Raw genomic sequence first — 22837 nt, 5'->3', positions numbered from 1 at the left:
TCGTGAAGCCATGGCCAAGCAGAACGTCGCCGAACAGTTCGTCGACATCCTCCACCGCGCCGGTGTGCGCCGGATGTACGGAGTCGTGGGCGACAGCCTCAACCCGGTCGTGGACGCGATCAGGCGCACCAAGGGCATGGAGTGGGTGCAGGTCAGGCACGAGGAGACCGCTGCCTTCGCGGCCGGGGCCGAGGCGCAGATCACCGGGAAGCTCGCCGTCTGCGCCGGCTCCTGCGGCCCCGGCAACCTCCACCTGATCAACGGCCTCTACGACGCCCACCGCTCCATGGCGCCCGTCCTGGCCCTCGCCTCGCACATCCCCTCCAGCGAGATCGGCCTCGGGTTCTTCCAGGAGACCCACCCCGACCGGCTCTTCCGGGACTGCAGCCACTACAGCGAGATGATCTCCAGCCCGAAGCAGATGCCGCGGCTCCTGCACACCGCCATCCAGCACGCGATCGGGCAGTCCGGCGTCAGTGTCGTGACCCTGCCCGGAGACATCGCCGACGAGCCCGCCCCGGACAAGTCCGCCGAGAGCGCCCTCGTCACCTCGCGCCCCACCGTGCGCCCCGGCGACACGGAGATCGACAAGCTCGCCGCGATGATCGACGAGGCGGACAAGGTCACCCTCTTCTGCGGCAGCGGCACGGCAGGGGCGCACGCCGAGGTCATGGCGTTCGCCGAGAAGATCAAGTCGCCGGTCGGCCACGCCCTGCGCGGCAAGGAATGGATCCAGTACGACAACCCGTACGACGTGGGCATGAGCGGGCTGCTCGGCTACGGCGCCGCGTACGAGGCCACCCACGAGTGCGACCTGCTCATCCTGCTGGGCACCGACTTCCCGTACAACGCCTTCCTGCCCGACGACGTGAAGATCGCCCAGGTCGACGTGCGCCCCGAGCGGCTCGGCCGCCGCTCCAAGCTGGACCTCGCCGTCTGGGGCGACGTACGCGAGACCCTGCGCTGCCTGACCCCGCGCGTCACGCCCAAGAGCAACCGCAAGTTCCTCGACAAGATGCTGAAGAAGCACGCGGACGCCCTGGAGGGCGTCATCAAGGCCTACACGCGCAAGGTCGACAAGCACATCCCGATCCACCCCGAGTACGTCGCGTCCGTCGTCGACGAACTCGCCGCCGATGACGCGGTGTTCACCGTCGACACGGGCATGTGCAACGTCTGGGCGGCCCGCTATCTCTCCCCGAACGGCAGACGCCGCATCATCGGTTCCTTCAGCCACGGCTCGATGGCCAACGCCCTGCCGCAGGCGATCGGCGCCCAGTTCACCGATCGCAGGCGGCAGGTCATCTCGATGTCGGGCGACGGCGGATTCTCCATGCTGATGGGCGACTTCCTCACGCTCGTCCAGTACGACCTGCCGGTGAAGATCGTCCTCTTCAACAACTCGTCGCTCGGCATGGTCGAGCTGGAGATGCTGGTGGCCGGGCTCCCGTCGTTCGGCACGGCCAACCACAACCCCGACTTCGCCGCCGTGGCCCGCGCCGCCGGCGCCTACGGCGTACGCGTCGAGAAGCCCAAGCAGCTCGCCGGCGCCCTGAAGGACGCCTTCGCTCACAAGGGCCCCGCCCTCGTCGACATCGTCACGGACCCGAACGCCCTCTCCATCCCGCCCAAGATCAGCTCCGAGATGGTGACCGGCTTCGCGCTCTCCGCCAGCAAGATCGTCCTGGACGGCGGTGTCGGCCGCATGGTCCAGATGGCACGCTCCAACCTGCGGAACGTGCCACGCCCCTGACGTACGGTCAGCGTGCGGGACGCAGCCGCAGCGTGACGATCTGGAACGGCCGCAGCGCGAGCACGAGCCCCGCGTCATCGGTGTGGGCCGGTTCGAGCGGTCGCTCCAGGAGGTCGGTCACCTCGGCCGCGCCCACCGCGAACGACGTGGTGAGCGTGGCCGCCGCGCGTCCGCCCCGCGACTCGTAGAGCCGTACCACGACATCGCCGCTCCCGTCGTCCGCGAGCTTCACCGACTCCACGGTCACCGCCGGGTTGTCGACGGCGACGAGGGAGGGCAGGGCGGGCCCGGCGGCCACCCGCAGCGGCAGGTTCAGGGCAAGGCCCTCCGCGACCGCGTCACCCGTCGTCGCGCCGGGCAGCAGGGCGTACGTGAAGCGGTGCACGCCCAGGTCCGTCTCCGGGTCCGGGCTGTGCGGGGCACGCAGCAGGGTGAGCCGCACGGTGGTGCCGAGCCCCTCGCCGTGCGGGGTGCGCGTCACGTCATGGCCGTACGTCGAGTCGTTGAGCACCGCCACGCCGTACGCGTCCTCGGCGACCCGCAGCCAGCGGTGCGCGCAGATCTCGAAACGGGCCGCGTCCCAGCCGGTGTTGGCGTGCGTGGAGCGGTGCACGTGCCCGAACTGGATCTCGGCGGCGGACCGTTCGGCGTGCACGTCCAGCGGGAAGGCGGCCTTGAGCACCTTCTCCGACTCCTGCCAGTCGACGTCCGTGACGACGTCGACGCGTCGGCTGCCCGCCGCGAGGCGGATCTCCTGGGTGATCCGCGACTTCCCGAAGGCCCGCACCACACGGACGGCGACCCGCAGCGGCCCGTCCTCGACCAGCTCCACGGACTCGGCCTCGGTGAGGTCGGTGTGCGTGTTGCGGTAGTGCTTGTCCAGGTCCCACGCGTCGTAGTGCGTGGGGTGGTCGGGATGCAGCTGGAGGAGATTGCCGCGCGAGCCGGGGGACAGGACCTCGCGGTGCGCGTCGATGTCGTGCACGGAGGTCAGCAGGCCGTCCGCGTCGATGGCCACGCGCAGGTGCTCGTTCAGCAACTGGATCTCGCCGTCGGCGAGCAGCGCGGTCGCCCCGGTCTCCCGCGTGTAGGCGGCGGACTCCTCGAGGCTCTTGCTCCCCAGGGCCGGGACGTTCACGTGCACGAGGGAGCCATCGTCGGCCCTGACGACCTCGCTGCGGGCGTACGGCGACGCGTTGAGCGCGACGGGCCCGCCCGCGCCGAGGGAACGGACCGCCGCCGCGGTGATCTCGTCCAGCTCGGCGAGCACGCGCGCGTACGTGTCACGCGCCTCCCGGTGCACCCAGGCGATCGACGAACCCGGCAGGATGTCGTGGAACTGGTGCAGGAGCACCGTCTTCCACAGCCGGTCGAGGGTGCTGTAGGGGTAGACATACGCGGGGTCGCGGACCGCGGCGGCCGTGCACCACAACTCCGCCTCGCGCAAGGCGTGTTCGGTGCGCCGGTTGCCGCGCTTGGTGGCCGCCTGCGTGGTGTACGTGGCGCGGTGCAGCTCCAGATAGAGCTCGCCGGACCAGACCGGCGCCCCCGCCCCGTACTCCTCCTCGGCGGCGGCGAAGAACGTCGACGGCTTCTCGATCTCGACGCGCGGCGACCCCTCCAGGGACCGCAGCCGCCGTGCCTTCTCCAGCATCTCGCGGGTCGGGCCGCCGCCGCCGTCACCCCAGCCGAACGGGACAAGAGAGCGGGAGGCACGCCCCTTCTCGGTGAAGTTCTTCTCCGCGTGCGCGAGTTCGGCGCCATGGATCTGCGAGTTGTAGGTGTCGACCGGCGGGAAGTGCGTGAAGACGCGGGTGCCGTCGATGCCCTCCCACCAGAAGGTGTGGTGCGGCATCTTGTTGGACTGGTTCCAGCTCAGTTTCTGGGTGAGGAACCAGCGGACGCCCGCGAGCTTCGCCAGCTGCGGGAACGCCGCCGTGTAGCCGAAGGAGTCCGGCAGCCAGATCTCCTCCGTCTCCACGCCCAGCTCCTCGCGGAAGAACCGCATGCCGTGCGTGATCTGCCGGGCAAGGGCCTCGCCGCCCGGCATGTTGGCGTCCGACTCGACCCACATGGAGCCCACCGGGGACCAGTTGCCGTCCGCGACGGCCTTCTTGATGCGCTCCCAGATGTGCGGCTGGTGCTCCTTGACCCAGGCGTACTGCTGGGCCTGTGAACAGGCGAAGACCAGCTCCGGATAGTCCTTCGCGAGCGCCGTCACATTGGCAAAGGTGCGGGACGCCTTGCGCACCGTCTCGCGCAGCGGCCACAGCCAGGCCGAGTCGATGTGGGCGTGCCCGGTGGCGGAGACCCGGTGCGCGCTGGCGTGGGCGGGGCTCGCGAGGACCTCCGTCAGCTCGGCCCGCGCCGCCGCGGCCGTGCCCGACACGTCGTGCAGATCCAGCGCGTCGAGCGCCCGCTCCAGGGCGCGCAGGATCTCGTGACGGCGCGGACGGGCCGCGTCCAGTTCGTACATCAGCTCGGAGAGGACCTCGATGTCCAGCGTCAACCGCCAGACGTCCTCGTCCAGTACGGCGAGGTCGGCAGACGCGAATCGGTAGATGAGGCCATCACCCGCGGTCAGTACGTCGCCCAGGGGTGTCGGTTCGAAGTCGTGCAGGATCGCGGGGTTGGCCGCCGCCTCCAGGAGGAGGTGCACCTGCTCGCCGCCCTGTGCGGAGGCTGCCACGGGAATGTGCCGGTTGCGCGGGTGAATGCCCTTGAGAGGGACGCCAGACGCGTCGTACACCAGGCCCTCCGCCTGGAAGCCGGGGCCCTCACCCGTGAAGCCGGGATCGACGACCACCTCGACGTGGCGCCCGCGCCAGTCGTCGGGCACCTGACCGCGCAGCCGGAACCAACTGGTTGACCAGGGTTTTCCCCAGGCGGTGCCCGTCTCGAACGGCTCGTACGTGGCGTCGAGAGCCTCGGCGACGGGGACGGGTTCGCCCGGCGCGTGCCAGACGGAGAGGCCGAGCGGCACACGGTCCGCGTACTGGGCGGGGCGGATGAACTGCCGCAGGGCGCGCTCCAGGCGTCCCTCCACCAGCAGTCGGTCGTCGTGCACGGCGGCTCCTCAAAGCACTCGGGCGGGGCCGATGTGGCGCGATCGGGCCCGGACGGGATCAAGCAGGAACGGTTCACGGCTTCACTTCCCCGCCGGGCTCGGGCGCACCCACTCCAATGGTTGACGAATGGACATGAGTGCCGCCAACCGAGTGGGGCATGAATTCCGTGAGCGTGTTCGAGCAGGGAGGAATTGACTCGTTTGTGGGCGGGGGTCATGACAAGGCAAGCAAGAGGGGGCAGTCCCATTCAGTTCGGGACGTCTTCGCCGATAGCAAGGGACGGGCCGATCGACGACAAGCCGGTGGAGCTCCATAGGGCTCAACTCCGGCGCAGATTGGGGAGATCCGACCTGCGGGCGGTCCCTGAGGTCAGGGGCGCACTGCGCGAACTGCTCCGGACCTGGGGGAGGCCCGGAAGATCCGAGGTGGCCGAGCTGCTCACCAGCGAGCTCGTGACGAACGCACTGGTGCACACCGATCGCGACGCCATCCTGACGGCGACCGTGCGGCCCGGAAGGCTGCGCGTCGAGGTCAGGGACTTCGTGGGACGCCGTCCGAAGCTCTGCGTGCCGAATGCCGACGACAGCACGCATGGCCGGGGCCTGATGCTCGTGCAGTCCCTCGCCGACGCGTGGGGCGTGCGGGCCCACGGGGTCGGGAAGGTGGTGTGGTTCGAGCTGGACGGCGGCCCGGCATGAGCCGGGCCGCCGCTCAACTCCCTTCCTGCGCCGCTGACATCAGCCGAACTGCTGCTCCAGATCCTTGAGCTTGCGCTCAAGGGAGTCGAGCCGCGGCAGCGCCTGGGTGTCGTCCTCGGCCGTGAGGTCGACGGTGACGGGTTCAGCGCCGTTCTTCACGGCCTGCAGAGCGGGACGGGAGCGCAGGGGCAACTGCTCCTGTTCCTGTTCCTGCGGCGCTATGGCAGGGTCCGCGCCGACCTGCGCGGACCCGGTCGCCGGCGCGACCGCCGGCAGATCGACCTGACGCCCGCCGCCACGGCTCGGCAGGCTGCGATGGCCCCTGCTGATCGCCTTGAGCTGCGCACGTTCCAGCTTCTCCCGGTCCCGCCTGCGGGTCCGGGTGCGCTCCTTCTCGCGCCGGTCCTCGCGGACCTCCTCGACCGCCTCGTCGAGACTGCGTACGCCTTCGAGGAGCATCAGCGACCAGGCGCCGAAGGTCTCCCGTGGTGCGCGCAGCCACCGTACGATCCGGATCTGCGGCAACGGCCGCGGCACCAGGCCCTGTTCGCGCAGCGCCGCGCGGCGGGTCTGCTTCAGCGCGCGGTCGAAGAGCACCGCCGCCGACAGCGACATCCCGGCGAAGAACTGCGGGGCGCCCGCGTGGCCGAGTCCCCTGGGCGCGTGCACCCAGTTGAACCAGGCGGCCGCGCCCGCGAACGTCCACACCAGGAGTCGCGAGCCGAGCGCCGCGTCACCATGGCTGGCCTCGCGCACGGCGAGCACGGAGCAGAACATCGCCGCGCCGTCGAGCCCGAACGGGACCAGATACTCCCAGCCACCGGTGAGGTTGAGATTCTGCCGGCCGAAGCCGACCAGGCCGTGGAAGGAGAGTGCGGCGGCGACCGCCGCACAGCAGAACAGCAGGACGTACGAGGCCGATCCATAGATTGCTTCCTTGCGCCTGCGGCGCTCCTCGCTGCGTTCCCAAGAGTCGTCGCCGGAGGCTCCGGCGGCCGCCTTCTGCCCGGCGCGCTTGCCGCGTGCGAGTACCGCCACCGCCACCAGCATGCCCAGGAGCAGGACGCCACCCGGAAGCAGCCAGTCCAGCGATATGTCGGTCAGTCTCATCTGGGGTCCCTTGCGTCGCGGTAGGGCGTTCGGGCGCCATAGTGGCCCAATCCCGATGACCCCCAGAGGGGTTTTTGGGCAAGAAGACGCCAAGGGGGGTGCAAAGGGGTGCGGCGCGCGCCGTTTTGCTCGAACTGGGGCCCCGGCACGGGAAGTTGAGTTCGATTAAACGAACACGAAAGGGTGGTTCAAGGGGGAGGGGCCGCGGTTTCGGCTCGGACCGAGGCTCGCGTCAGGCTGCCGCGGCGGCGCTGAGGCGCTCGACGCGCTCCGCGTCGCAGGTGCGCGGACAGGTCACGCAGGTGTCCTCGGGGCGCAGCGTGTAGAACATGCAGCAGCTCGCGCGGTCCCGCGTCGGCAGGGACTCGCCGTTCGGCCCCCGCAGCTCACGGAACCCCGCCGTGCCCACGTACGGCTTCGTGGCGCCGGGGAGCAGCCGCTCCAGCTCCGTCGTGGCGCGCTGCTCCTCGCCGAGGAGGTGGGCGATGTACCAGAGCCCCTCGACGATCTCGTCCGTGGCGACGCTCCACAGGGCGCGCGAGCGGCGCCGCATTCGGGGCCCGAAGGCGTCAAGGAGTGGTCCCAGGTGCTCGGCGACGGAGGCCCGCACCTCCGCGCGCAGGGCCTCCTCGTCCGGCACCACGCGGGCGCCCGGGAGCCCGGCGGCGGGATCGCCGGGCAGACAGGCGAAGCCCGCGCTGCGTACGGCGAGGCGGCCGAGGGTGCGCTGGAAAGACACGTTCTCCACGGGGTAGCGCGGCACACGGCGGTGCAGGAACCACGGCATGGTGATGAGGAGGGTGGCGGGCCAGGCGTAGCGGTGCAGCGCGAAGCTCGCGATGACGTCCGGGCGCCCCGCCTGTCCGTAGTCCCGCAGGACCTGTGCCTCGTCCCACGCCATGAACGCCTCGAGGTCGGCCCCGCCCTCCGCGAGCCGGGCGGCGGTGACCCAGCCGTCGCCCTGTGGGGCCTGCTCGCGTTCGCCGAGCTCGGTCACGAGCAGTCCGGGGAACACCTCGGTGAGGCGGGCATAGGCGTCCGCGAGGGCGCTCGTGGCGCGCTTCGCCAAGGTGGGAACGGACATGCGGGAACCACCGAATCACGATCGATTACAGGTAAGCCTAACCTTACCCAGAATGATCGAGGTTTCAACTGCGGGGCTGTCCGCCTATGGTGCCTCTCGTACCTTTCGGACCGAGCGGACTTTGGGGTGGACCTCGTGGAGCAGGGCAGAGCGCATGACGCGTACCGCCTCGCCGCCCGTGTGCCGGAGCAGGTGCGGGCCGCGACGGCCCGCGACGCGGCTCCGGCGACGCCCTCCGCCGCCGCCCGCGGTGAGCACACGCACGGGGAACGTGGGGAACACGGGGGACACGGGAAATCGGCCGTACGGGTGCCGGTTCCCGCGCCCCGCAAGTCCATCCAGCGGAACTCGGTGCGCGGCCAGATCCTCGACGCCCTGCGGGACGCGCTCGTCGGCGGCGATCTCGCGCCCGGCGAGGTGTACTCGGCGCCCGTGCTCGGCGAGCGCTTCGGGGTGTCTGCGACTCCGGTGCGCGAGGCCATGCAGCAGTTGGCCATCGAGGGGGCGGTGGAGGTCGTGCCGAACCGCGGCTTCCGGGTCACCGAGCGGAGCGCGCGGGAGTTGGGGGAGCTGGCGGAGGTGCGGGCGCTGATCGAGGTGCCGGTGATGCTGCGGCTCGCCCGTACGGTGCCTGCCGCGCGGTGGTGTGAGTTGCGGCCCCTCGCGGAGGCGAGTGCGGTGGCTGCGGCGGGCGGGGATCTTGCCCGGTACGCGGAGGCTGACCGGGCCTTTCACGGGGCGGTCCTTGCCCTTTCGGGCAATCGGCAGCTGGTGCAGGTGGCGGATGATCTTCATCGGCGGTCGCAGTGGCCCCTGGTGAGTGGGCCCGTCCATGCTCGGCGTGCGGATCTTGTTGCTGATGCGGCTGAGCACATGGCTCTGCTGGAGGCGTTGGTTGTGCAGGATCTGGCCGTTGTCCAGACCCTGGTGCGGGAGCACTTTGCGGGGGCGGGGGGCTGAGGTCAGGGCTTTCCCTGCGGGGCTTTCCCCAACCCCGCCCCTTCCCGAAACCATGGGGCTTCGCCCCCTGGACCCCCGAAAAGATGGCCTCAAACGCCGGCCGGGCTGGATCTATCCAGCCCGGCCGAGATCATTCAGCCCGTCCGGCGTTTGAGGACGAACTCGGCGAAGCCGGTGATGACGGTGCGCCTAGGCCGCGGGGCTACGCCGCCGGCGCAGGTGGTGACAAATGCTGGGCCAGCCACGACGGCACCCCGCCCATCAGGCGGAAAAGGCGGGCCGCCTCCGCGCGGAGGCGGCCCGCCTCCGGCTCGGGCTCCGTGTCGGCCAGCGCCGCCAGCGCAGGCGCCGTCCCCACCAAGTACCCCAGCTCCTCCCGAATCCGCAGCGACTCCGCGAACCCGTGCCGCGCCTCCGCCAACTCGCCCTCCCGCAGGGCGAGTCCGGCCAGGTGGCGCCACGTGAAGGAGAGCAGGAGAGGGTCGGCATGCGCCGTCGCGCCCGCATGAGCCCGCCGGTAGGCGGCCCGCGCCGCCTGGGGTGAATCCGAGATGTGCTCGGCGATGAGCCCCCGGCGGAAGTCGAGCAGGGGACGCCCCGGAGTGTTCGGGGCGAGCAGCGCCGCCGCCCGCCCCAGCGCCGTACGCGCCTCGTCGGCCCGGTCCCGCACCGCGAGCACCGTGGAGGCGTACGCGAGCTGGCCGCGCTCGCAGGCCGCGGCCCCGCGGTCCTCGTCCTCCACGGCCAGCGCCTCGGCGGTCCGCAGCCCGTCCTCCGCCTCGGCCCAGCCCTCTCCCGTGAACAGGCACCGCTCCACCAGGAGCGAGGTTCTCTGCAGGGCGGGCCCCGGGCCCTCCCGCGAGGCGAGCAGTGCGGCCGCGTCGGTCCAACAGCCGCGCGAGCGCAGCCGCCATACCGCGGTCTGGAGTGGATCGTCCCCTGCAGTCGTTCCGGAACCAGACATGGCGGTATGCGCCACGTTGCCCTCCCCGAGCACGCCATCGAGCTGTTGAGTAGTGGGCGCATCTCAGCATGGATCGGCGCACCCGGCCAAGGGGCTGGGTGAAAGATTTCACAAAGGGCGGGCCATGAAAGGTGTTTGCCGCAGGTCGCCCGTGTCAGCTCATGCGCAGTGCCAGGAAGAAATCGAGCTTGTCCTCGAGGCGTGAGAGGTCACGACTCGTCAACTGCTCGATACGGCCGACTCGGTAGCGCAACGTGTTGACGTGCAGGTGCAGTCGCGCCGCGCAGCGCGTCCAGGAACCGTCGCAGTCGAGGAACGCCTCCAGGGTCGGGATGAGCTCCGCCCGGTGGCGCCGGTCGTAGTCCCGCAGCGGGTCGAGGAGGCGGGCCGTGAACGCGCGGCGCACGTCGTCGGGGACGAAGGGAAGCAGCAGGACGTGCGAGGCCAGTTCCTGGTGGCCCGCGGCGCAGACCCGGCCAGGACGCGCCGCCGCGACCCTGCGGGCGTGCCGGGCCTCCTCCAGGGCGCCGCGCAGGCCCTCGGCCGAGTGCACGGACGCGCTGACGCCGAGCGTGAGGCGGCCGTCGCCGTCGAGGCCCGCCGAGAGCGGGTCGCGGACGGACTCCAGGAGGGAGTCGGCAAGCAGGCCCGTCTCCGAGCCGTCGTGCTCCGTGGAGACCGCGGGCAGCGGCACGAGCGCGATCGCCTCGTCACCCGTATGGGCCACCGCGATGCGGTCGGACGGCTCGGGGCCCGCCGACAGGGGGTCCACGAGGATTTCCTCCAGGAGGGACTGGGCCACCGGGCCGCCCTCGATCTCGCCCCCGTCCCACTCCACGCGGGCCACCACGACCTGCCAGTGCGGTGCCGCGCCCAGGCCGGGCAGCAGCACGGGTGCGGCGACCCGCAGGCGCGCCGCGATCTCCGCGGGGGCCGCGCCCGTCTGGACGAGTTCGAGGACCTCCTGGGCCAGCCTGCGCCGTACGGTCCGTGCGGCGTCGCGCCGGTCGCGCTCCACGGCGATCAGCTGGGTGACGCCCTGCAGCAGGTCGAGCCGCTCCTCGGGCCAGTCGCCGGCGTCCGCCTCGACGGCCAAGAGCCAGTCCGAGAGGACCGTCTCGCGTACGTCGCGCAGCGCCGCCGTGCTCGCCGCGGTGGCCGCCGAACCCGAACCGCGCCCACTGCTCCGGATGGGGAACAGGGAGTACGTCGAGCCGTCCACCTGGACCCGGTGAGGGCCCCGGCGTCCCGTGCGGGCCGCGGCCAGGTGTTCGCCCGCCAGACGCGCGCACACGGCCGCCGGCAGGGCGGGGCCCGCGGCGCTCGACCCCGCGATGGCGCGGCCCGCGGGGGACAGGACCCAGGCCCGCAGGTCCAGGTCGGAGCCCAGCAGGTCCAGGACGACGTCGGGGCCGCCACCCGTGGGACCCGAGGTCATCAGACGGCGGTGCCGGTCGACGACGGCCGCCAGGTCACCGGCCCGCTCGCCGGACACCTGGCGCACGACGTGCTCGGTGATCGTCGCGAAGGCGACCGACTCGTTCACGGCGAACAGCGGCAGACGGTGCCGGGCGCAGGCCTCGACGAGGTCGTCGGGGACGTCGCCCAGCTCGGCCTCGCCCGCCGCGAGCGCCGCCACTCCGGCGCTCGCGAGGGTCCGTACGAAGGGTTCGGTGTCCTTGGCGTCGCGGCGCCAGGCGAGACCGGTCAGGACCAGCTCGCCGCCCGCGAGATACCGGCTCGGGTCGCGCAGGTCGGTGGTCATCACACCGCGCACGGTGCGGTCGAGCTCGTCCTCACCGCCGAGCAGCCGCAGGCCCAGCGCGTCGGTGTCAAGGAGTGCGCGCAGCCGCATGGTGGTCGCCGCCGATCTTGTCTCGAATGGGATGTACAGACAGTCCGTGTCTGTCGACTCTGTGTGGACCGGAGCCCCCGTGTCCTGGGGAGCCTCCGGTTTCCAGGGGGAAGCCGCGAGGTTACTGAGGCCCGTTCTTCATACGAATCTACAAGACGCGCGCCTTGGCCAGCCAACTCCTTCATGGTTTCGGTGACTGACCCCATCGGACGCAGGGGCGGTGTACTTGCCCCACTCCGCGTTAACAGCACATGAACGAGCAGTCGAGGGACGAACGGCACCAGTGGCCTGAACGAAGTCCCTTGAAGCGAACGACCCACGATACGAAGAAGAGAGCCTCATGGACTTCCTTCGCCCCGCCAGCTGGGAGGAGGCGCTCGCCGCCAAGGCCGAGCACCCGACAGCTGTGCCGATTGCGGGTGGCACCGACGTGATGGTCGAGATCAACTTCGACCACCGTCGTCCCGAGTACCTGCTTGACCTCAACCGCATCGCCGAGCTGCGCGAGTGGGCGGTCGGCGAGGAGACGGTCCAACTGGGCGCCTCGGTTCCGTACACCACGATCATGGAGGAGCTGCGCACCGAGCTCCCCGGCCTCGCGCTCGCCTCGCACACGGTCGCATCGCCGCAGATCCGCAACCGCGGCGGCGTCGGCGGCAACCTCGGCACGGCGTCCCCGGCCGGTGACGCCCACCCGGCGCTCCTCGCCGCCGACTGCGAGGTCGAGGTGGAGTCCGTACGCGGCTCGCGCCTCATCCCGATCGACGACTTCTACACCGGCGTGAAGCGCAACGCCCTCGCCCAGGACGAGCTGATCAAGTCCGTCCACATCAAGAAGGCGGACGGCCCCCAGCAGTACTCGAAGGTCGGCACCCGCAACGCGATGGTCATCGCCGTGTGCGCCTTCGGCATCGCCCTGCACCCCGAGACCCGGACCGTACGGACCGGCATCGGCTCAGCGGCCCCTACCCCCATCCGGGCGAAGGCGGCCGAGGAATTCCTGAACGCGGCGCTCGAAGAGGGCGGCTTCTGGGACAGCAAGAAGATCATCACCCCCTCGATCGCCAAGCAGTTCGCGGAGCTCGCCTCCGGTGCCGCCAACCCGATCGACGACGTCCGCGGCACGGCGAACTACCGCCGGCACGCCGTCGGCATCATGGCCCGCCGCACGCTCGGCTGGACCTGGGAGTCGTACCGCGGCAACGGCCGCAGCACTGAGGGAGTCGCATAATGCGCGTGAACTTCACGGTCAACGGCCGTCAGCAGGAAGCCGACGACGTGTGGGAGGGCGAGTCCCTTCTGTACGTCCTGCGTGAGCGCATGGGGCTCCCGGGCTCCAAGAACGCCTGCGAGCAGGGCGAGTGCGGTTCCTGCACCGTCCGTCTCGACGGCGTGCCGGTGTGTTCGTGTCTGGTCGCCGCCGGACAGGTCGAGGGCCGCGAGGTCGTCACCGTCGAGGGCCTCGCGGACTACGCCAAGCACCGCGACGACGCCCACCCGGGCGGCGCCTGCGGCTCCGTCTGCGGCGGCACCAGCCTCCAGGAAGCCCGCCAGTGGCAGGCGAAAGGCACCGACGGCCAGACCGGCGAGGGCGGTGAACTCTCCCAGATCCAGCAGGCGTTCATCGACGCCGGCGCCGTCCAGTGCGGGTTCTGCACCCCCGGTCTCCTCGTCGCCGCCGACGAGCTGCTCGAGCGCAACGCCTCGCCGTCGGACGCCGACATCCGCGAGGCGCTCTCCGGCAACCTCTGCCGCTGCACCGGTTACGAGAAGATCCTGGACGCGGTCCGCCTGGCGGCCGCCCGTCAGGAAGAGACGGTCTGATCATGGCTGGAACGAAGACCACCACGGGCGCGCCCACCGAAGTCACCCAGAAGCACAACAAGGGCGGCATCGGCGAGTCCACGCTCCGCCCGGACGGCACCCTCAAGGTCACCGGCGAGTTCGCGTACTCCTCGGACATGTGGCACGAGGACATGCTCTGGGGCCAGACGCTCCGCAGCACCGTCGCGCACGCCGAGATCGTCTCGATCGACACCGTCGAGGCCCTCAAGACGCCCGGCGTCTACGCCGTCCTGACGTACGACGACCTGCCGGCCGAGATGAAGAACTACGGCCTGGAGCTCCAGGACACCCCGGTCCTCGCCCACGGCAAGGTCCGTCACCACGGTGAGCCGGTCGCCCTCGTGGCCGCCGACCACCCGGAGACCGCACGCCGTGCCGCCGCGAAGATCGTGGTCGAGTACAAGGAACTGCCCGTCATCACCGACGAGGCATCGGCGACCGCTCCGGACGCCGTCCTCGTCCACGAGGGCCGCACCGACGAGTACATCAAGCACGTCCCGCACCCGAACATCGTGCACAACCAGCCGATCATCCGGGGCAACGCCGAAGAGGCCGCCAAGAAGGCCGACTTCATCGTCAAGGGCGAGTACACCTTCGGCATGCAGGACCAGGCCTTCCTCGGCCCGGAGTCCGGCCTCGCCGTACCGGCCGAGGACGGCGGCGTCGACCTGTACGTCGCCACCCAGTGGCTGCACTCGGACCTCGAACAGATCGCCCCCGTCCTCGGCCTGCCCGAGGACAAGGTGCGCATGACGCTCTCCGGCGTCGGCGGCGCGTTCGGCGGCCGCGAGGACATCTCGATGCAGATCCACGCCTGCCTCCTGGCGCTGCGCACCGGCAAGCCGGTCAAGATCGTCTACAACCGCTTCGAGTCCTTCTTCGGCCACGTGCACCGCCACCCGGCGAAGCTGTACTACGAACACGGCGCCACCAAGGACGGCAAGCTCACGCACATGAAGTGCAGGATCGTCCTGGACGGCGGCGCCTACGCGTCGGCGTCCCCGGCGGTCGTGGGCAACGCCTCGTCCCTGTCGGTCGGTCCGTACGTGATCGACGACGTCGACATCGAGGCGATCGCCCTCTACTCCAACAACCCGCCGTGCGGCGCGATGCGCGGCTTCGGCGCCGTCCAGGCCTGCTTCGCCTACGAGGCCCAGATGGACAAGCTCGCCGACAAGGTGGGCATGGACCGGGTCGAGTTCCGCCAGCTCAACGCCATGTCGCAGGGCACGCTCCTGCCGACGGGTCAGCCCGTCGACTCGCCGGCCCCGGTCGCCGAGATCCTGCGCCGCGTCAAGGCCCGCCCGCTGCCGCCCGAGCGCCAGTGGGAGTCCAGCGAGGGCGCCGACGTCCGCGCGCTGCCCGGCGGCCTCTCCAACACCACGCACGGCGAAGGCGTCGTCCGTGGCGTCGGCTACGCGGTCGGCATCAAGAACGTCGGCTTCTCCGAGGGCTTCGACGACTACTCCACCGCCAAGGTGCGCATGGAGGTCATCAACGGCGAGCCGGTCGCGACCGTGCACACCGCGATGGCGGAGGTCGGCCAGGGCGGCATCACCGTCCACGCGCAGATCGCCCGCACCGAGCTCGGCGTCCAGCAGGTGACGATCCACCCCGCCGACACCCAGGTGGGCAGCGCCGGTTCGACGTCCGCGTCCCGTCAGACGTACGTCACCGGTGGCGCGGTCAAGAACTCCTGCGAGCTCGTCCGCGAGAAGGTCCTGGAGATCGGCCGCCGCAAGTTCGGCTCGTACCACCCGGCGTGGGCCACCGCCGAACTCCTCCTGGAGGGCGGCAAGGTCGTCACCGACGGCGGCGAGACCCTCGCGGACCTGGCCGAGCTGCTCGAAGGCGAGAGCGTCGAGGTCGAGGCCGAGTGGCGGCACCGTCCGACCGTGGCCTTCGACAAGAAGACCGGTCAGGGCAACGGCCATGTCCAGTACTCGTTCGCCGCGCACCGCGCGGTCGTCGAGGTGGACACCGAGCTCGGCCTGGTCAAGGTCATCGAGCTCGCCACCGCCCAGGACGTCGGCAAGGCGCTCAACCCGCTCTCCGTCGTCGGCCAGATCCAGGGTGGCACCACCCAGGGCCTGGGCGTCGCGGTGATGGAGGAGATCATCGTCGACCCGAAGACCGCGAAGGTGCGCAACCCCTCCTTCACGGACTACCTCATCCCGACCATCCTCGACACGCCGACCATCCCGGTCGACGTGCTCGAACTGGCCGACCCGAACGCGCCCTACGGCCTTCGCGGCATGGGCGAGGCCCCGACCCTCTCCTCGACGCCGGCCGTCCTCGCGGCGATCCGGAACGCGACGGGTCTGGAGCTGAACAAGACGCCGGTACGTCCGGAACACCTCACCGGCACCTGACCCCACGATCTCTCCGGGCGGCGCGCGCCTCCCTCGGAACGTCACACTTCCTACCGCTCGCGCCGCCCGGAGAACCCCAGTACCGCACCGCTCGCGGTCATCGCAGTACCTGAGCAGCACCCACGTATCACCCACGCGTCACCCACGCAGCACCCACGCTCTTCGGAGCCCCAGTTCGTCTCGGGCCGTCCCCCGGGTCGTGCGCCCAACGCATCATCCCAAATCCCGCAGTCTCCACAGGCCCAACCCTCTTGTGAACCGCCTGTTGCGGGTGCCCCTTTGAACCTTGGGAGTTAGGCACCATGACCCAGCAGTCAACGGAGCCGAAGACCACCGCTGAGGACGCGGGCAACGGCTCACGCGTCCCCGCCGGCAGGTCTTGGCTGGACCGGTATTTCCACATAACGCACAGAGGCTCCACCGTCGGCCGGGAGGTGCGCGGCGGCATCACCACCTTCATGGCGATGGCCTACATCATCCTGCTCAACCCGGTGATCCTCTCGGTTCCCGACGCCACGGGACACCGCCTCGACGGTGACCAGCTGACCACCGCCACCGTCTTCGCGGCGGCCGCCACCACCATCGTCATGGGCATCCTCGGCAATGTGCCGCTGGCCCTGGCGGCGGGACTCGGCGTCTCCGCCGTGATGGCCTTCCAGGTCGCCCCGGAGATGACCTGGGGCAACGCGATGGCGATGTGCATCATCTACGGCGTCATCATCATCCTGCTGGTCCTCACCGGCCTGCGGACCCTGATCATGGACGCGATCCCGCTGGCTTTGAAGCACGCCATCACCATGGGCATCGGCATGTTCGTCACGCTGATCGGCCTGGTCCAGGCGGGCTTCGTCACCTCCATGCCGTCCAAGCACGGCGACATGGGCGCCAAGCCGATCCAGATGGGCATCGACGACAAGCTCATCGGCTGGCCCGTCCTGTGCTTCGCCGTCACCGTCCTGCTGATCTTCCTGCTGCAGGTCCGCAAGGTCCCCGGCGTGATCCTCATCGGCATCGTCGGCGGCACCGTCTTCGCCGCGCTCGTCCACCAGTTCGCGGGCATGACCGAGAAGGACTGGGGCCTGAACGCCCCGGAGATCGACGGCTCCGTCGTCTCGTCGCCCGACTTCGGGCTCTTCGGCGAGGTGTCCTTCAGCGGCATCGGCGACATCGGCGGCATCACCGTGGGTGTCATCGTCTTCACCCTGGTCCTCGCCGGCTTCTTCGACGCCATGGGCACCATCATCGGCATCGGCCAGCAGGCCAACCTCGCCGACAAGGACGGCAAGATGCCGGGCCTGAACAAGGCACTGGCGATCGACGGTGCCGGTGGCGTCGTCGGCGGTCTCGCCGGTGCGTCGGGCCAGACGGTCTTCGTCGAGTCCACCGCCGGCGTCGGCGACGGGGCGCGCACCGGCTTCGCGAGCGTGGTCACCGGCCTCGCGTTCACGCTGTGCCTCTTCTTCACCCCGCTCGCGCAGCTCATCCCGACGCAGGTCGCGGCCGCCGCCCTGGTGGTCATCGGCGCGATGATGCTGAGCAACGCCCGGCACATCGACTGGACCGACCAGGCCACCGCCATCCCGGTGTTCCTGACCACGGTCCTGATGCCGTTCACGTACTCCATCACGGTGGGTATCGCGGCCGGTGTCATCGCCCACGTCCTGATCAAGGCCGCGCAGGGCAGGGCTCGTGAGATCGGCTGGCTCATGTGGGTGCTCGCCCTCGTGTTCCTGGCCTTCTTCGCGCTCCACCCGATCGAGAACTGGATGGGCGTCAAGTAGCCCCCTCCAGGCCCTCACACACCCGTTAGGAGACGGACATGCTGGACATCGCCGAAGAGCTGAACCGGTGGGTCGAGCAGGGACGCGACTTCGCCGTCGCCACCGTGGTGGCGGTCGGCGGCAGCGCGCCCCGGCAGCCCGGCGCGGCCCTGGCCGTCGACTCCGACGGCACGGCCATCGGCTCCGTCTCCGGCGGGTGTGTGGAAGGCGCCGTCTACGAACTGTGCCAACAGGCCCTTCAGGACGGCGAAAGCGTCGTCGAACGCTTCGGATACAGCGACGAGGACGCCTTCGCCGTGGGTCTGACCTGCGGCGGCATCATCGACATCCTCGTCACCCCGGTCCGCGCGGACTCCTCCGCGCGGCCGGTCGTCGCGGCCGCGCTCGCGGCCGCCGCTTCGGGCGAGGCCGCGGCCGTCGCCCGCATCACCTCCGGCCCGGCGGAACTCGTGGGCCGCGCTCTTCTCGTACGGTCGGACGCCGACGCCCCTCATGAGGGCGGGCTCGGCGGACATCCCGAGCTGGACCGCACCGCCGCGGGCGAGGCCCGCGCCCTGCTGGACGCAGGGCGCACGGGCACGGTGGAGATCGGCGAGGACGGCTCCCGCTGCGGACAGCCGCTCACCCTGCTCGTCGAGTCGAGCGTCCCGCCGCCCCGCATGATCGTGTTCGGCGCCATCGACTTCGCGTCCGCGCTCGTCAGGATCGGCACGTTCCTCGGCTACCGCGTGACCGTCTGCGACGCGCGGCCCGTCTTCGCCACGGCGGCACGGTTCCCGGACGCGGACGAGATCGTCGTCGAATGGCCGCACGAGTACCTGAAGCGCACGGAAACCGACGCCCGTACCGTCCTGTGCGTGCTGACGCACGACGCCAAGTTCGACGTGCCGCTGCTCGAACTGGCCCTGCGCCTCCCGGTCGCCTACGTGGGCGCGATGGGATCGCGCCGCACGCACGAGGACCGCAACAAGCGGCTGCGCGAGGTCGGAGTCAGCGAGCTGGAACTGGCCAGGCTGCGCTCGCCCATCGGCCTGGACCTCGGCGCGCGCACCCCGGAGGAGACGGCCCTCTCCATCGCCGCGGAGATCGTCGCGAACCGGCGCGGCGGCAGCGGCGTCTCGCTGACGGGCGCCCACACGCCGATCCACCACGACGGCTCGGGGCGGCCCGCCGGGCGCATCGGGTCCGTGGCCTGAGCTGCCCCTGCTGCTACCTTGCGTCACGAATTGATCACTTTGTGACGCAAGAGGAGCATTCGTGAAGGTCGCCTGCGTCGGTGGCGGGCCCGCCGCCCTGTACCTCTCGATCCTGCTCAAGCGGCAGGACCCGTCCCACGACATCACCGTCCACGAGCGCAACCCGGAAGGCTCGACGTACGGGTGGGGGGTCACCTACTGGGGCGGCCTCCTGGAGAAGCTCCAGGCCGGCGACCCGGAGTCCGCGCGCGCCATCAGTGAACACTCGGTCCGCTGGAGCGACGGCGTCGCCCACGTCGGCGACCGCACGACGGTGCACCACGGCGACGAGGGCCACGGCATCGGGCGCCACCGGCTCCTCGACATCCTCACGAGCAGGGCCCGTTCCCTCGGCGTACGGGTCGAGTTCGAGCGGGAGATCACCGACGCGGCCCAACTCTCCGACGCCGATCTGGTCGTCGCGGGCGACGGCGTCAGGAGCGCCCTGCGGGAGCGCCACACGGACCACTTCGGCGCCGAGGTCACGCTCGGCCGCAACAAGTACATCTGGCTCGGCACCACCAAGGTCTTCGACTCCTTCACCTTCGCCTTCGTGGAGACCGCGCACGGCTGGATCTGGTGCTACGGCTACCGCTTCAGCGACGAGAAGAGCACCTGCGTCATCGAGTGCTCCCCGCAGACCTGGAGGGGCCTTCGCCTGCACGAGGCGAGCGAGGCGGACGGGCTCGCCCTCCTGGAGCGGCTCTTCGCCGGGCCCCTGGACGGGCACCGCCTGATCGGCCGGGCGCAGTCCGACGGCAGCGCGCAGTGGCTCACCTTCCGTACGCTGACCAACCGGACGTGGCACCGCGGCAACGTGGTCCTGCTCGGGGATGCCGCGCACACCACGCACTACTCGATCGGCGCGGGCACGACGCTGGCCCTGGAGGACGCGATCGCCCTGGCGGACGCGCTGCGGGGGAGCACCGACCTCACCGCCGCCCTCACGAGCTACGAACGGGAGCGGCGCTCGGCCCTTCTCTCCGTCCAGAGCGCGGCCCGCTACAGCGCCCGGTGGTACGAGAACCTGCCGCGCTACATCGGCCTCGACCCGGCCCAGATGTTCGCGCTCCTCGGCCAGCGCCACTCACCGCTGCTGCCGCACATCCCGCCGCAGCTGTACTACCGGATCGACCGCGCCGCCGAGCAGTTGGAGCCCCTGCGCCGGATGAAGCGGTGGCTGGGCCCGAGGGTGGCGCGGACGCTGCACGGGCGGGTACGGGCCTCGCGGGACTGAACTGGGCTGAGCCGGACTTCGGGTCCCGCGCTCCTCACGCGAAGGGGCGGTGCGGGGGCCCGGAGAGCAGCCCGTCCACCGCCCGCCCGAACATCCGCCGTCCGGCGGCCGCGAGCACCTTGTCGAAGACCGCGGGCAGCCAGCGCACGCGCAGTTCCTCCCGCCAGAGCACCGTCGAACCGGCCGCCCCGGCCCGGGGGGACACCTCGATCTCCGCCCACCCCGTCACGAACGAACCCCGCTTCTCCAGCCGGCACACGCCGCCGCCCGCCTCGGCAGGACGCCACGTCACGACCTCCATCACGTCGTCGAAGCCGACGGGGCCGAGCCCGCTGCGGGCGACGAAGACCGTTCCTTCCCCGTGGGGCGGCGGGGTCCGCACGACGACCCGGGTCAGCGGGACCACGTCGGCGTGCCGCTCCCAGGTGGTGAGCCGGCGCCAGACGTCGTCGGCGGGCAGGGATGATTCCCGGTCGATACGGAAGAGAGCCACACGGCGATCCTGCCAGGTTACGGGCGGTAGACCTTGCCCGGCTCGGCCTTCCCCGGCGCGAGCAGCTGCGGAACCGTCACGAAGACGTAGCCGCGCTTCTTCAGCTCGTCGATGATGCCCGGCACCGCGGGCACCGTGCCCTTGTAGATGTCGTGCAGCAGGATGATGCCGTCCCGCTCGGTCTGGTCGATGACGCGCTTCTTGATCAGCGCGGAGTCGTTGGTCGTGTAGTCCTTGGCGGTCACGCTCCACAGGACCTCCGAGAGGCCCTCCTCGCGCGAGATCTTGTTGACGTCCGGGTTGGTGCGGCCCTGCGGGGGGCGCATCAGCGTCGGCTTGTGGCCGATCAGCTTCTCTATCGCCTCGTTCGGCTTGCGCAGTTCCTCGCGCGCCTCGTCCGGCGTGATGTCGGTGAGGATCTTGTGCGACCAGGTGTGGCTCGCCACCTCGTGCCCCTCGGCGTCCATGCGCTTCACGAGCTCGGGGTGCTCGGCTATGTGGTTCTTGCCGAGCAGGAAGAAGGTGGCGGGCACCTTCTCCTCCTTGAGGATGTCGAGCAGCCGCGCCGAGTTCTCGCTGGGCCCCGCGTCGAACGTGAGGGCCACGCACTTGATGCTGCGGCAGTCGACCGTCCCGACCTTCGCCCGGCCCTTCACGCCCACCGAAGGCGCGTCCTTGCGCACGGAGCTGGGGGAGGTGGTGTCCACCTTCGTGCACCCCGTCAGGGCGACGGCCATGACCGCGGCGGTCATGGCCGTCATGTATGCGGCTCGACGGAACCCTGGGGCTGATCTCTTCATCTTGCTCTGTGCAGCGGACATGCGAGCACTATACATAGCGTGTATATACGGTGTGTATAGAGGGGTCCTGGCAAGCCCGCGCGCCCCGGCCGCGCTGCTTCAGCTGCCGCTCACGAGGCCGTCCATCCAGGCTTCGACCTGGGCGGACTCACGCGGCAGACCGGCCGACAGGTTCTCGTTGCCGTCGGCCGTGACGAGGATGTCGTCCTCGATGCGGACCCCGATGCCCCGGTACTCCTCGGGCACCGTGAGGTCGTCCGGCTGGAAGTACAGGCCCGGTTCGACGGTGAGCACCATGCCCTCCTCCAGTACTCCGCCGACGTACTCCTCGGTGCGGGCCTGGGCGCAGTCATGGACGTCGAGGCCGAGCATGTGGCCCGTGCCCGCCATGGTGAAGCGGCGCTGCAGCCCGAGCGCGAGGACCCGCTCCGGGTCGCCGTCGAGCAGGCCCCACTCCACGAGCCTGTACGCGAGGTGGCGCTGCGCCGCGTCATGGAAGTCGCGGTAGGCGGCGCCCGGCTTCACGGCGGCGATGCCCGCCTCCTGTGCCTCGAACACCGCGTCGTAGATCTTGCGCTGGAGCGGGGTGAAGGTGCCGTCGACCGGGAGGGTACGGGTGACGTCGGCGGTGTAGAGGGTGTGGGTCTCCACCCCCGCGTCCAGGAGCAGCAGTTCGCCGGGGCGCACCGGGCCGTCGTTGTCCTGCCAGTGCATGATCGTGGCGTGCTCGCCCGCCGCGCAGATCGAGCCGTAGCCGATGTCATTGCCCTCCAGGCGGGCGCGGCGGAAGAAGGTCCCCTCGATCCAGCGCTCCGATGTGGCGACGGCGGTCGCCAACTCCCGTACGACATCGGTGAATCCGCGCACCGTCGAGTCCACCGCCTTGCGCAGCTCGCCGATCTCCCAGTCGTCCTTGACCAGGCGCAGGCCCGAGAGTGCCTCCTCCAGCTCGGCGTCGCGCTCCTCGTCGGTCGTCAGGGCCTCCTCGAGCGCCGGGTCGTGGCCGCGCACGATGCGGGTCGGTACGTCGAGGGCGGCGAGCTCCGCGGGTGCGTCGCGGACGTCGCGGCAGGGCAGGCCGAGCAGCAGCTCGGACTCGGCGAGGCTGCGCCTGCGGCCCATCCAGAGCTCGGCCGTCATGCCGGTCCAGAACTCGTCGCTGTCCCTGCTGTCGCGGGGGAGTTGGTAGAGGTGCGCGTCGTGGCCCTCGCCCCCGGCGCGGGGTTCGAGGACCAGGGCGCAGTCCCGTGCCTGGTCGCAGGTCATGTGGACGTACGCGGAGTACGGGCGGAAGGGGTAATGGCTGTCGTTCGAGCGGACCTTGAGCTTCCCGGAGGGGATCACCAGGCGCTCGCCCGGGAACAGCGCGGACAGGGCGGCGCGGCGGCGGGCCGCGTGCGGGGTCTGTTCCGCCGGGCGCAGGTCGCGCTGCTCGGTGTCGGCCCAGCCCGTCCGCATCAGGGCGGAGAGTTCCTCGGAGATCTCGGGATACAGGCCGTTCTTGCGTACGCGGGACGCCTTCTTCTTGGCCATCGATGTCACCTTCTCTTCCCCGTTCCGGGGCTCGTGGCGGAGTGCTCTG

17 protein-coding genes are annotated in these 22837 nt (G+C 70.6%); 9 read left to right on the top strand and 8 right to left on the bottom strand.

Going from position 1 to position 22837, the window contains the following annotated elements:
• Window positions 1-10: 10 nt before the first annotated feature.
• Window positions 11-1753, top strand: a complete 1743-nt coding sequence (locus tag AB0M70_RS12225) for a pyruvate dehydrogenase (RefSeq protein WP_365819179.1) — start codon at window positions 11-13, stop codon at window positions 1751-1753.
• A 7-nt stretch (window positions 1754-1760) separates the two neighbouring features.
• Here AB0M70_RS12225 and AB0M70_RS12220 read toward each other — a convergent pair whose 3' ends face one another.
• Window positions 1761-4820, bottom strand: a complete 3060-nt coding sequence (locus tag AB0M70_RS12220) for a glycoside hydrolase family 38 C-terminal domain-containing protein (protein WP_365819177.1) — start codon at window positions 4818-4820, stop codon at window positions 1761-1763.
• Window positions 4821-5036: 216 nt separating this feature from the next.
• On the opposite strand from AB0M70_RS12220, the gene AB0M70_RS12215 reads away from it, so the two are divergent.
• Entirely contained in the window at window positions 5037-5519 is a 483-nt protein-coding gene (locus tag AB0M70_RS12215; RefSeq protein WP_365819175.1) for an ATP-binding protein, read from the top strand.
• 39 nt (window positions 5520-5558) lie between these two features.
• Here the strand turns inward: AB0M70_RS12215 and AB0M70_RS12210 are convergent, their stop codons facing one another.
• Window positions 5559-6629, bottom strand: coding sequence for a DUF2637 domain-containing protein (locus AB0M70_RS12210; protein WP_365819173.1), 1071 nt, complete (start codon window positions 6627-6629; stop codon window positions 5559-5561).
• A 232-nt stretch (window positions 6630-6861) separates the two neighbouring features.
• Window positions 6862-7713, bottom strand: a complete 852-nt coding sequence (locus tag AB0M70_RS12205; RefSeq protein WP_365819171.1) for a (2Fe-2S)-binding protein — start codon at window positions 7711-7713, stop codon at window positions 6862-6864.
• A gap of 135 nt (window positions 7714-7848) precedes the next feature.
• On the opposite strand from AB0M70_RS12205, the gene AB0M70_RS12200 reads away from it, so the two are divergent.
• Window positions 7849-8673, top strand: coding sequence for a GntR family transcriptional regulator (locus AB0M70_RS12200; protein WP_365819169.1), 825 nt, complete (start codon window positions 7849-7851; stop codon window positions 8671-8673).
• A 202-nt stretch (window positions 8674-8875) separates the two neighbouring features.
• On the opposite strand, the gene AB0M70_RS12195 is transcribed toward AB0M70_RS12200, so the two are convergent.
• Both AB0M70_RS12195 and AB0M70_RS12190 read right to left on the bottom strand, forming a co-directional pair.
• Window positions 8876-9637, bottom strand: coding sequence for a hypothetical protein (locus tag AB0M70_RS12195; protein ID WP_365819167.1), 762 nt, complete (start codon window positions 9635-9637; stop codon window positions 8876-8878).
• Window positions 9638-9791: 154 nt separating this feature from the next.
• Window positions 9792-11492: a PucR family transcriptional regulator ligand-binding domain-containing protein gene (locus tag AB0M70_RS12190; RefSeq protein WP_365819165.1), complete on the bottom strand. Its 1701-nt coding sequence runs from the start codon at window positions 11490-11492 to the stop codon at window positions 9792-9794.
• A 340-nt stretch (window positions 11493-11832) separates the two neighbouring features.
• On the opposite strand from AB0M70_RS12190, the gene AB0M70_RS12185 reads away from it, so the two are divergent.
• The 6 genes from AB0M70_RS12185 (at window position 11833) to AB0M70_RS12160 (ending at window position 19962) form a co-directional block, all read left to right on the top strand.
• Window positions 11833-12723: an FAD binding domain-containing protein gene (locus AB0M70_RS12185; RefSeq protein ID WP_365819163.1), complete on the top strand. Its 891-nt coding sequence runs from the start codon at window positions 11833-11835 to the stop codon at window positions 12721-12723.
• A complete protein-coding gene (locus tag AB0M70_RS12180) occupies window positions 12723-13316 on the top strand; it encodes a (2Fe-2S)-binding protein (RefSeq protein ID WP_365819161.1) in 594 nt (197 codons plus the stop codon). Before AB0M70_RS12185 ends, AB0M70_RS12180 begins: the two co-directional genes overlap by 1 nt.
• Before the next feature lie 2 nt (window positions 13317-13318).
• On the top strand, window positions 13319-15709 hold the full coding sequence (locus tag AB0M70_RS12175; RefSeq protein WP_365819159.1) for a molybdopterin cofactor-binding domain-containing protein: 2391 nt from the start codon (window positions 13319-13321) through the stop codon (window positions 15707-15709).
• A 302-nt stretch (window positions 15710-16011) separates the two neighbouring features.
• Window positions 16012-17490: an NCS2 family permease gene (locus tag AB0M70_RS12170; RefSeq protein WP_365819157.1), complete on the top strand. Its 1479-nt coding sequence runs from the start codon at window positions 16012-16014 to the stop codon at window positions 17488-17490.
• Window positions 17491-17528: 38 nt separating this feature from the next.
• Entirely contained in the window at window positions 17529-18686 is a 1158-nt protein-coding gene (locus AB0M70_RS12165) for an XdhC/CoxI family protein (RefSeq protein WP_365819156.1), read from the top strand.
• Between the two features lie 61 nt (window positions 18687-18747).
• Window positions 18748-19962 (top strand): FAD-dependent monooxygenase, encoded by a 1215-nt coding sequence (locus AB0M70_RS12160; RefSeq protein WP_365819154.1) that lies wholly within the window; start codon window positions 18748-18750, stop codon window positions 19960-19962.
• Window positions 19963-19996: 34 nt separating this feature from the next.
• On the opposite strand, the gene AB0M70_RS12155 is transcribed toward AB0M70_RS12160, so the two are convergent.
• From AB0M70_RS12155 to AB0M70_RS12145, 3 genes are all read right to left on the bottom strand, one after another.
• Complete coding sequence (locus tag AB0M70_RS12155) at window positions 19997-20455, bottom strand: SRPBCC family protein (RefSeq protein ID WP_365819152.1); 459 nt, start codon at window positions 20453-20455, stop codon at window positions 19997-19999.
• Between the two features lie 17 nt (window positions 20456-20472).
• Entirely contained in the window at window positions 20473-21216 is a 744-nt protein-coding gene (locus AB0M70_RS12150; protein WP_365819807.1) for a polysaccharide deacetylase family protein, read from the bottom strand.
• A gap of 138 nt (window positions 21217-21354) precedes the next feature.
• Window positions 21355-22788 (bottom strand): aminopeptidase P family protein, encoded by a 1434-nt coding sequence (locus AB0M70_RS12145; RefSeq protein ID WP_365819150.1) that lies wholly within the window; start codon window positions 22786-22788, stop codon window positions 21355-21357.
• Window positions 22789-22837: the final 49 nt, after the last annotated feature.

The organism is Streptomyces sp. NPDC051214, assembly GCF_040682375.1.
Classification (GTDB): domain Bacteria; phylum Actinomycetota; class Actinomycetes; order Streptomycetales; family Streptomycetaceae; genus Streptomyces.
The sequence above is the reverse complement of the archived record's forward strand: the minus strand, read 5'-3'. Positions and strand labels throughout refer to the sequence as shown.

Excerpts from the sequence above, each read along its gene's own strand:
- AB0M70_RS12225 (WP_365819179.1), top strand. The coding sequence starts at position 11 with ATGGCCAAGCAGAACGTCGCCGAACAGTTCGTCGACATCCTCCACCGC.
- AB0M70_RS12215 (WP_365819175.1), top strand. The coding sequence starts at position 5,037 with ATGACAAGGCAAGCAAGAGGGGGCAGTCCCATTCAGTTCGGGACGTCT.
- AB0M70_RS12210 (WP_365819173.1), bottom strand. The coding sequence starts at position 6,629 with ATGAGACTGACCGACATATCGCTGGACTGGCTGCTTCCGGGTGGCGTC.
- AB0M70_RS12205 (WP_365819171.1), bottom strand. The coding sequence starts at position 7,713 with ATGTCCGTTCCCACCTTGGCGAAGCGCGCCACGAGCGCCCTCGCGGAC.
- AB0M70_RS12195 (WP_365819167.1), bottom strand. The coding sequence starts at position 9,637 with ATGTCTGGTTCCGGAACGACTGCAGGGGACGATCCACTCCAGACCGCG.
- AB0M70_RS12190 (WP_365819165.1), bottom strand. The coding sequence starts at position 11,492 with ATGCGGCTGCGCGCACTCCTTGACACCGACGCGCTGGGCCTGCGGCTG.
- AB0M70_RS12185 (WP_365819163.1), top strand. The coding sequence starts at position 11,833 with ATGGACTTCCTTCGCCCCGCCAGCTGGGAGGAGGCGCTCGCCGCCAAG.
- AB0M70_RS12180 (WP_365819161.1), top strand. The coding sequence starts at position 12,723 with ATGCGCGTGAACTTCACGGTCAACGGCCGTCAGCAGGAAGCCGACGAC.
- AB0M70_RS12175 (WP_365819159.1), top strand. The coding sequence starts at position 13,319 with ATGGCTGGAACGAAGACCACCACGGGCGCGCCCACCGAAGTCACCCAG.
- AB0M70_RS12170 (WP_365819157.1), top strand. The coding sequence starts at position 16,012 with ATGACCCAGCAGTCAACGGAGCCGAAGACCACCGCTGAGGACGCGGGC.
- AB0M70_RS12165 (WP_365819156.1), top strand. The coding sequence starts at position 17,529 with ATGCTGGACATCGCCGAAGAGCTGAACCGGTGGGTCGAGCAGGGACGC.
- AB0M70_RS12150 (WP_365819807.1), bottom strand. The coding sequence starts at position 21,216 with ATGACGGCCATGACCGCCGCGGTCATGGCCGTCGCCCTGACGGGGTGC.
- AB0M70_RS12145 (WP_365819150.1), bottom strand. The coding sequence starts at position 22,788 with ATGGCCAAGAAGAAGGCGTCCCGCGTACGCAAGAACGGCCTGTATCCC.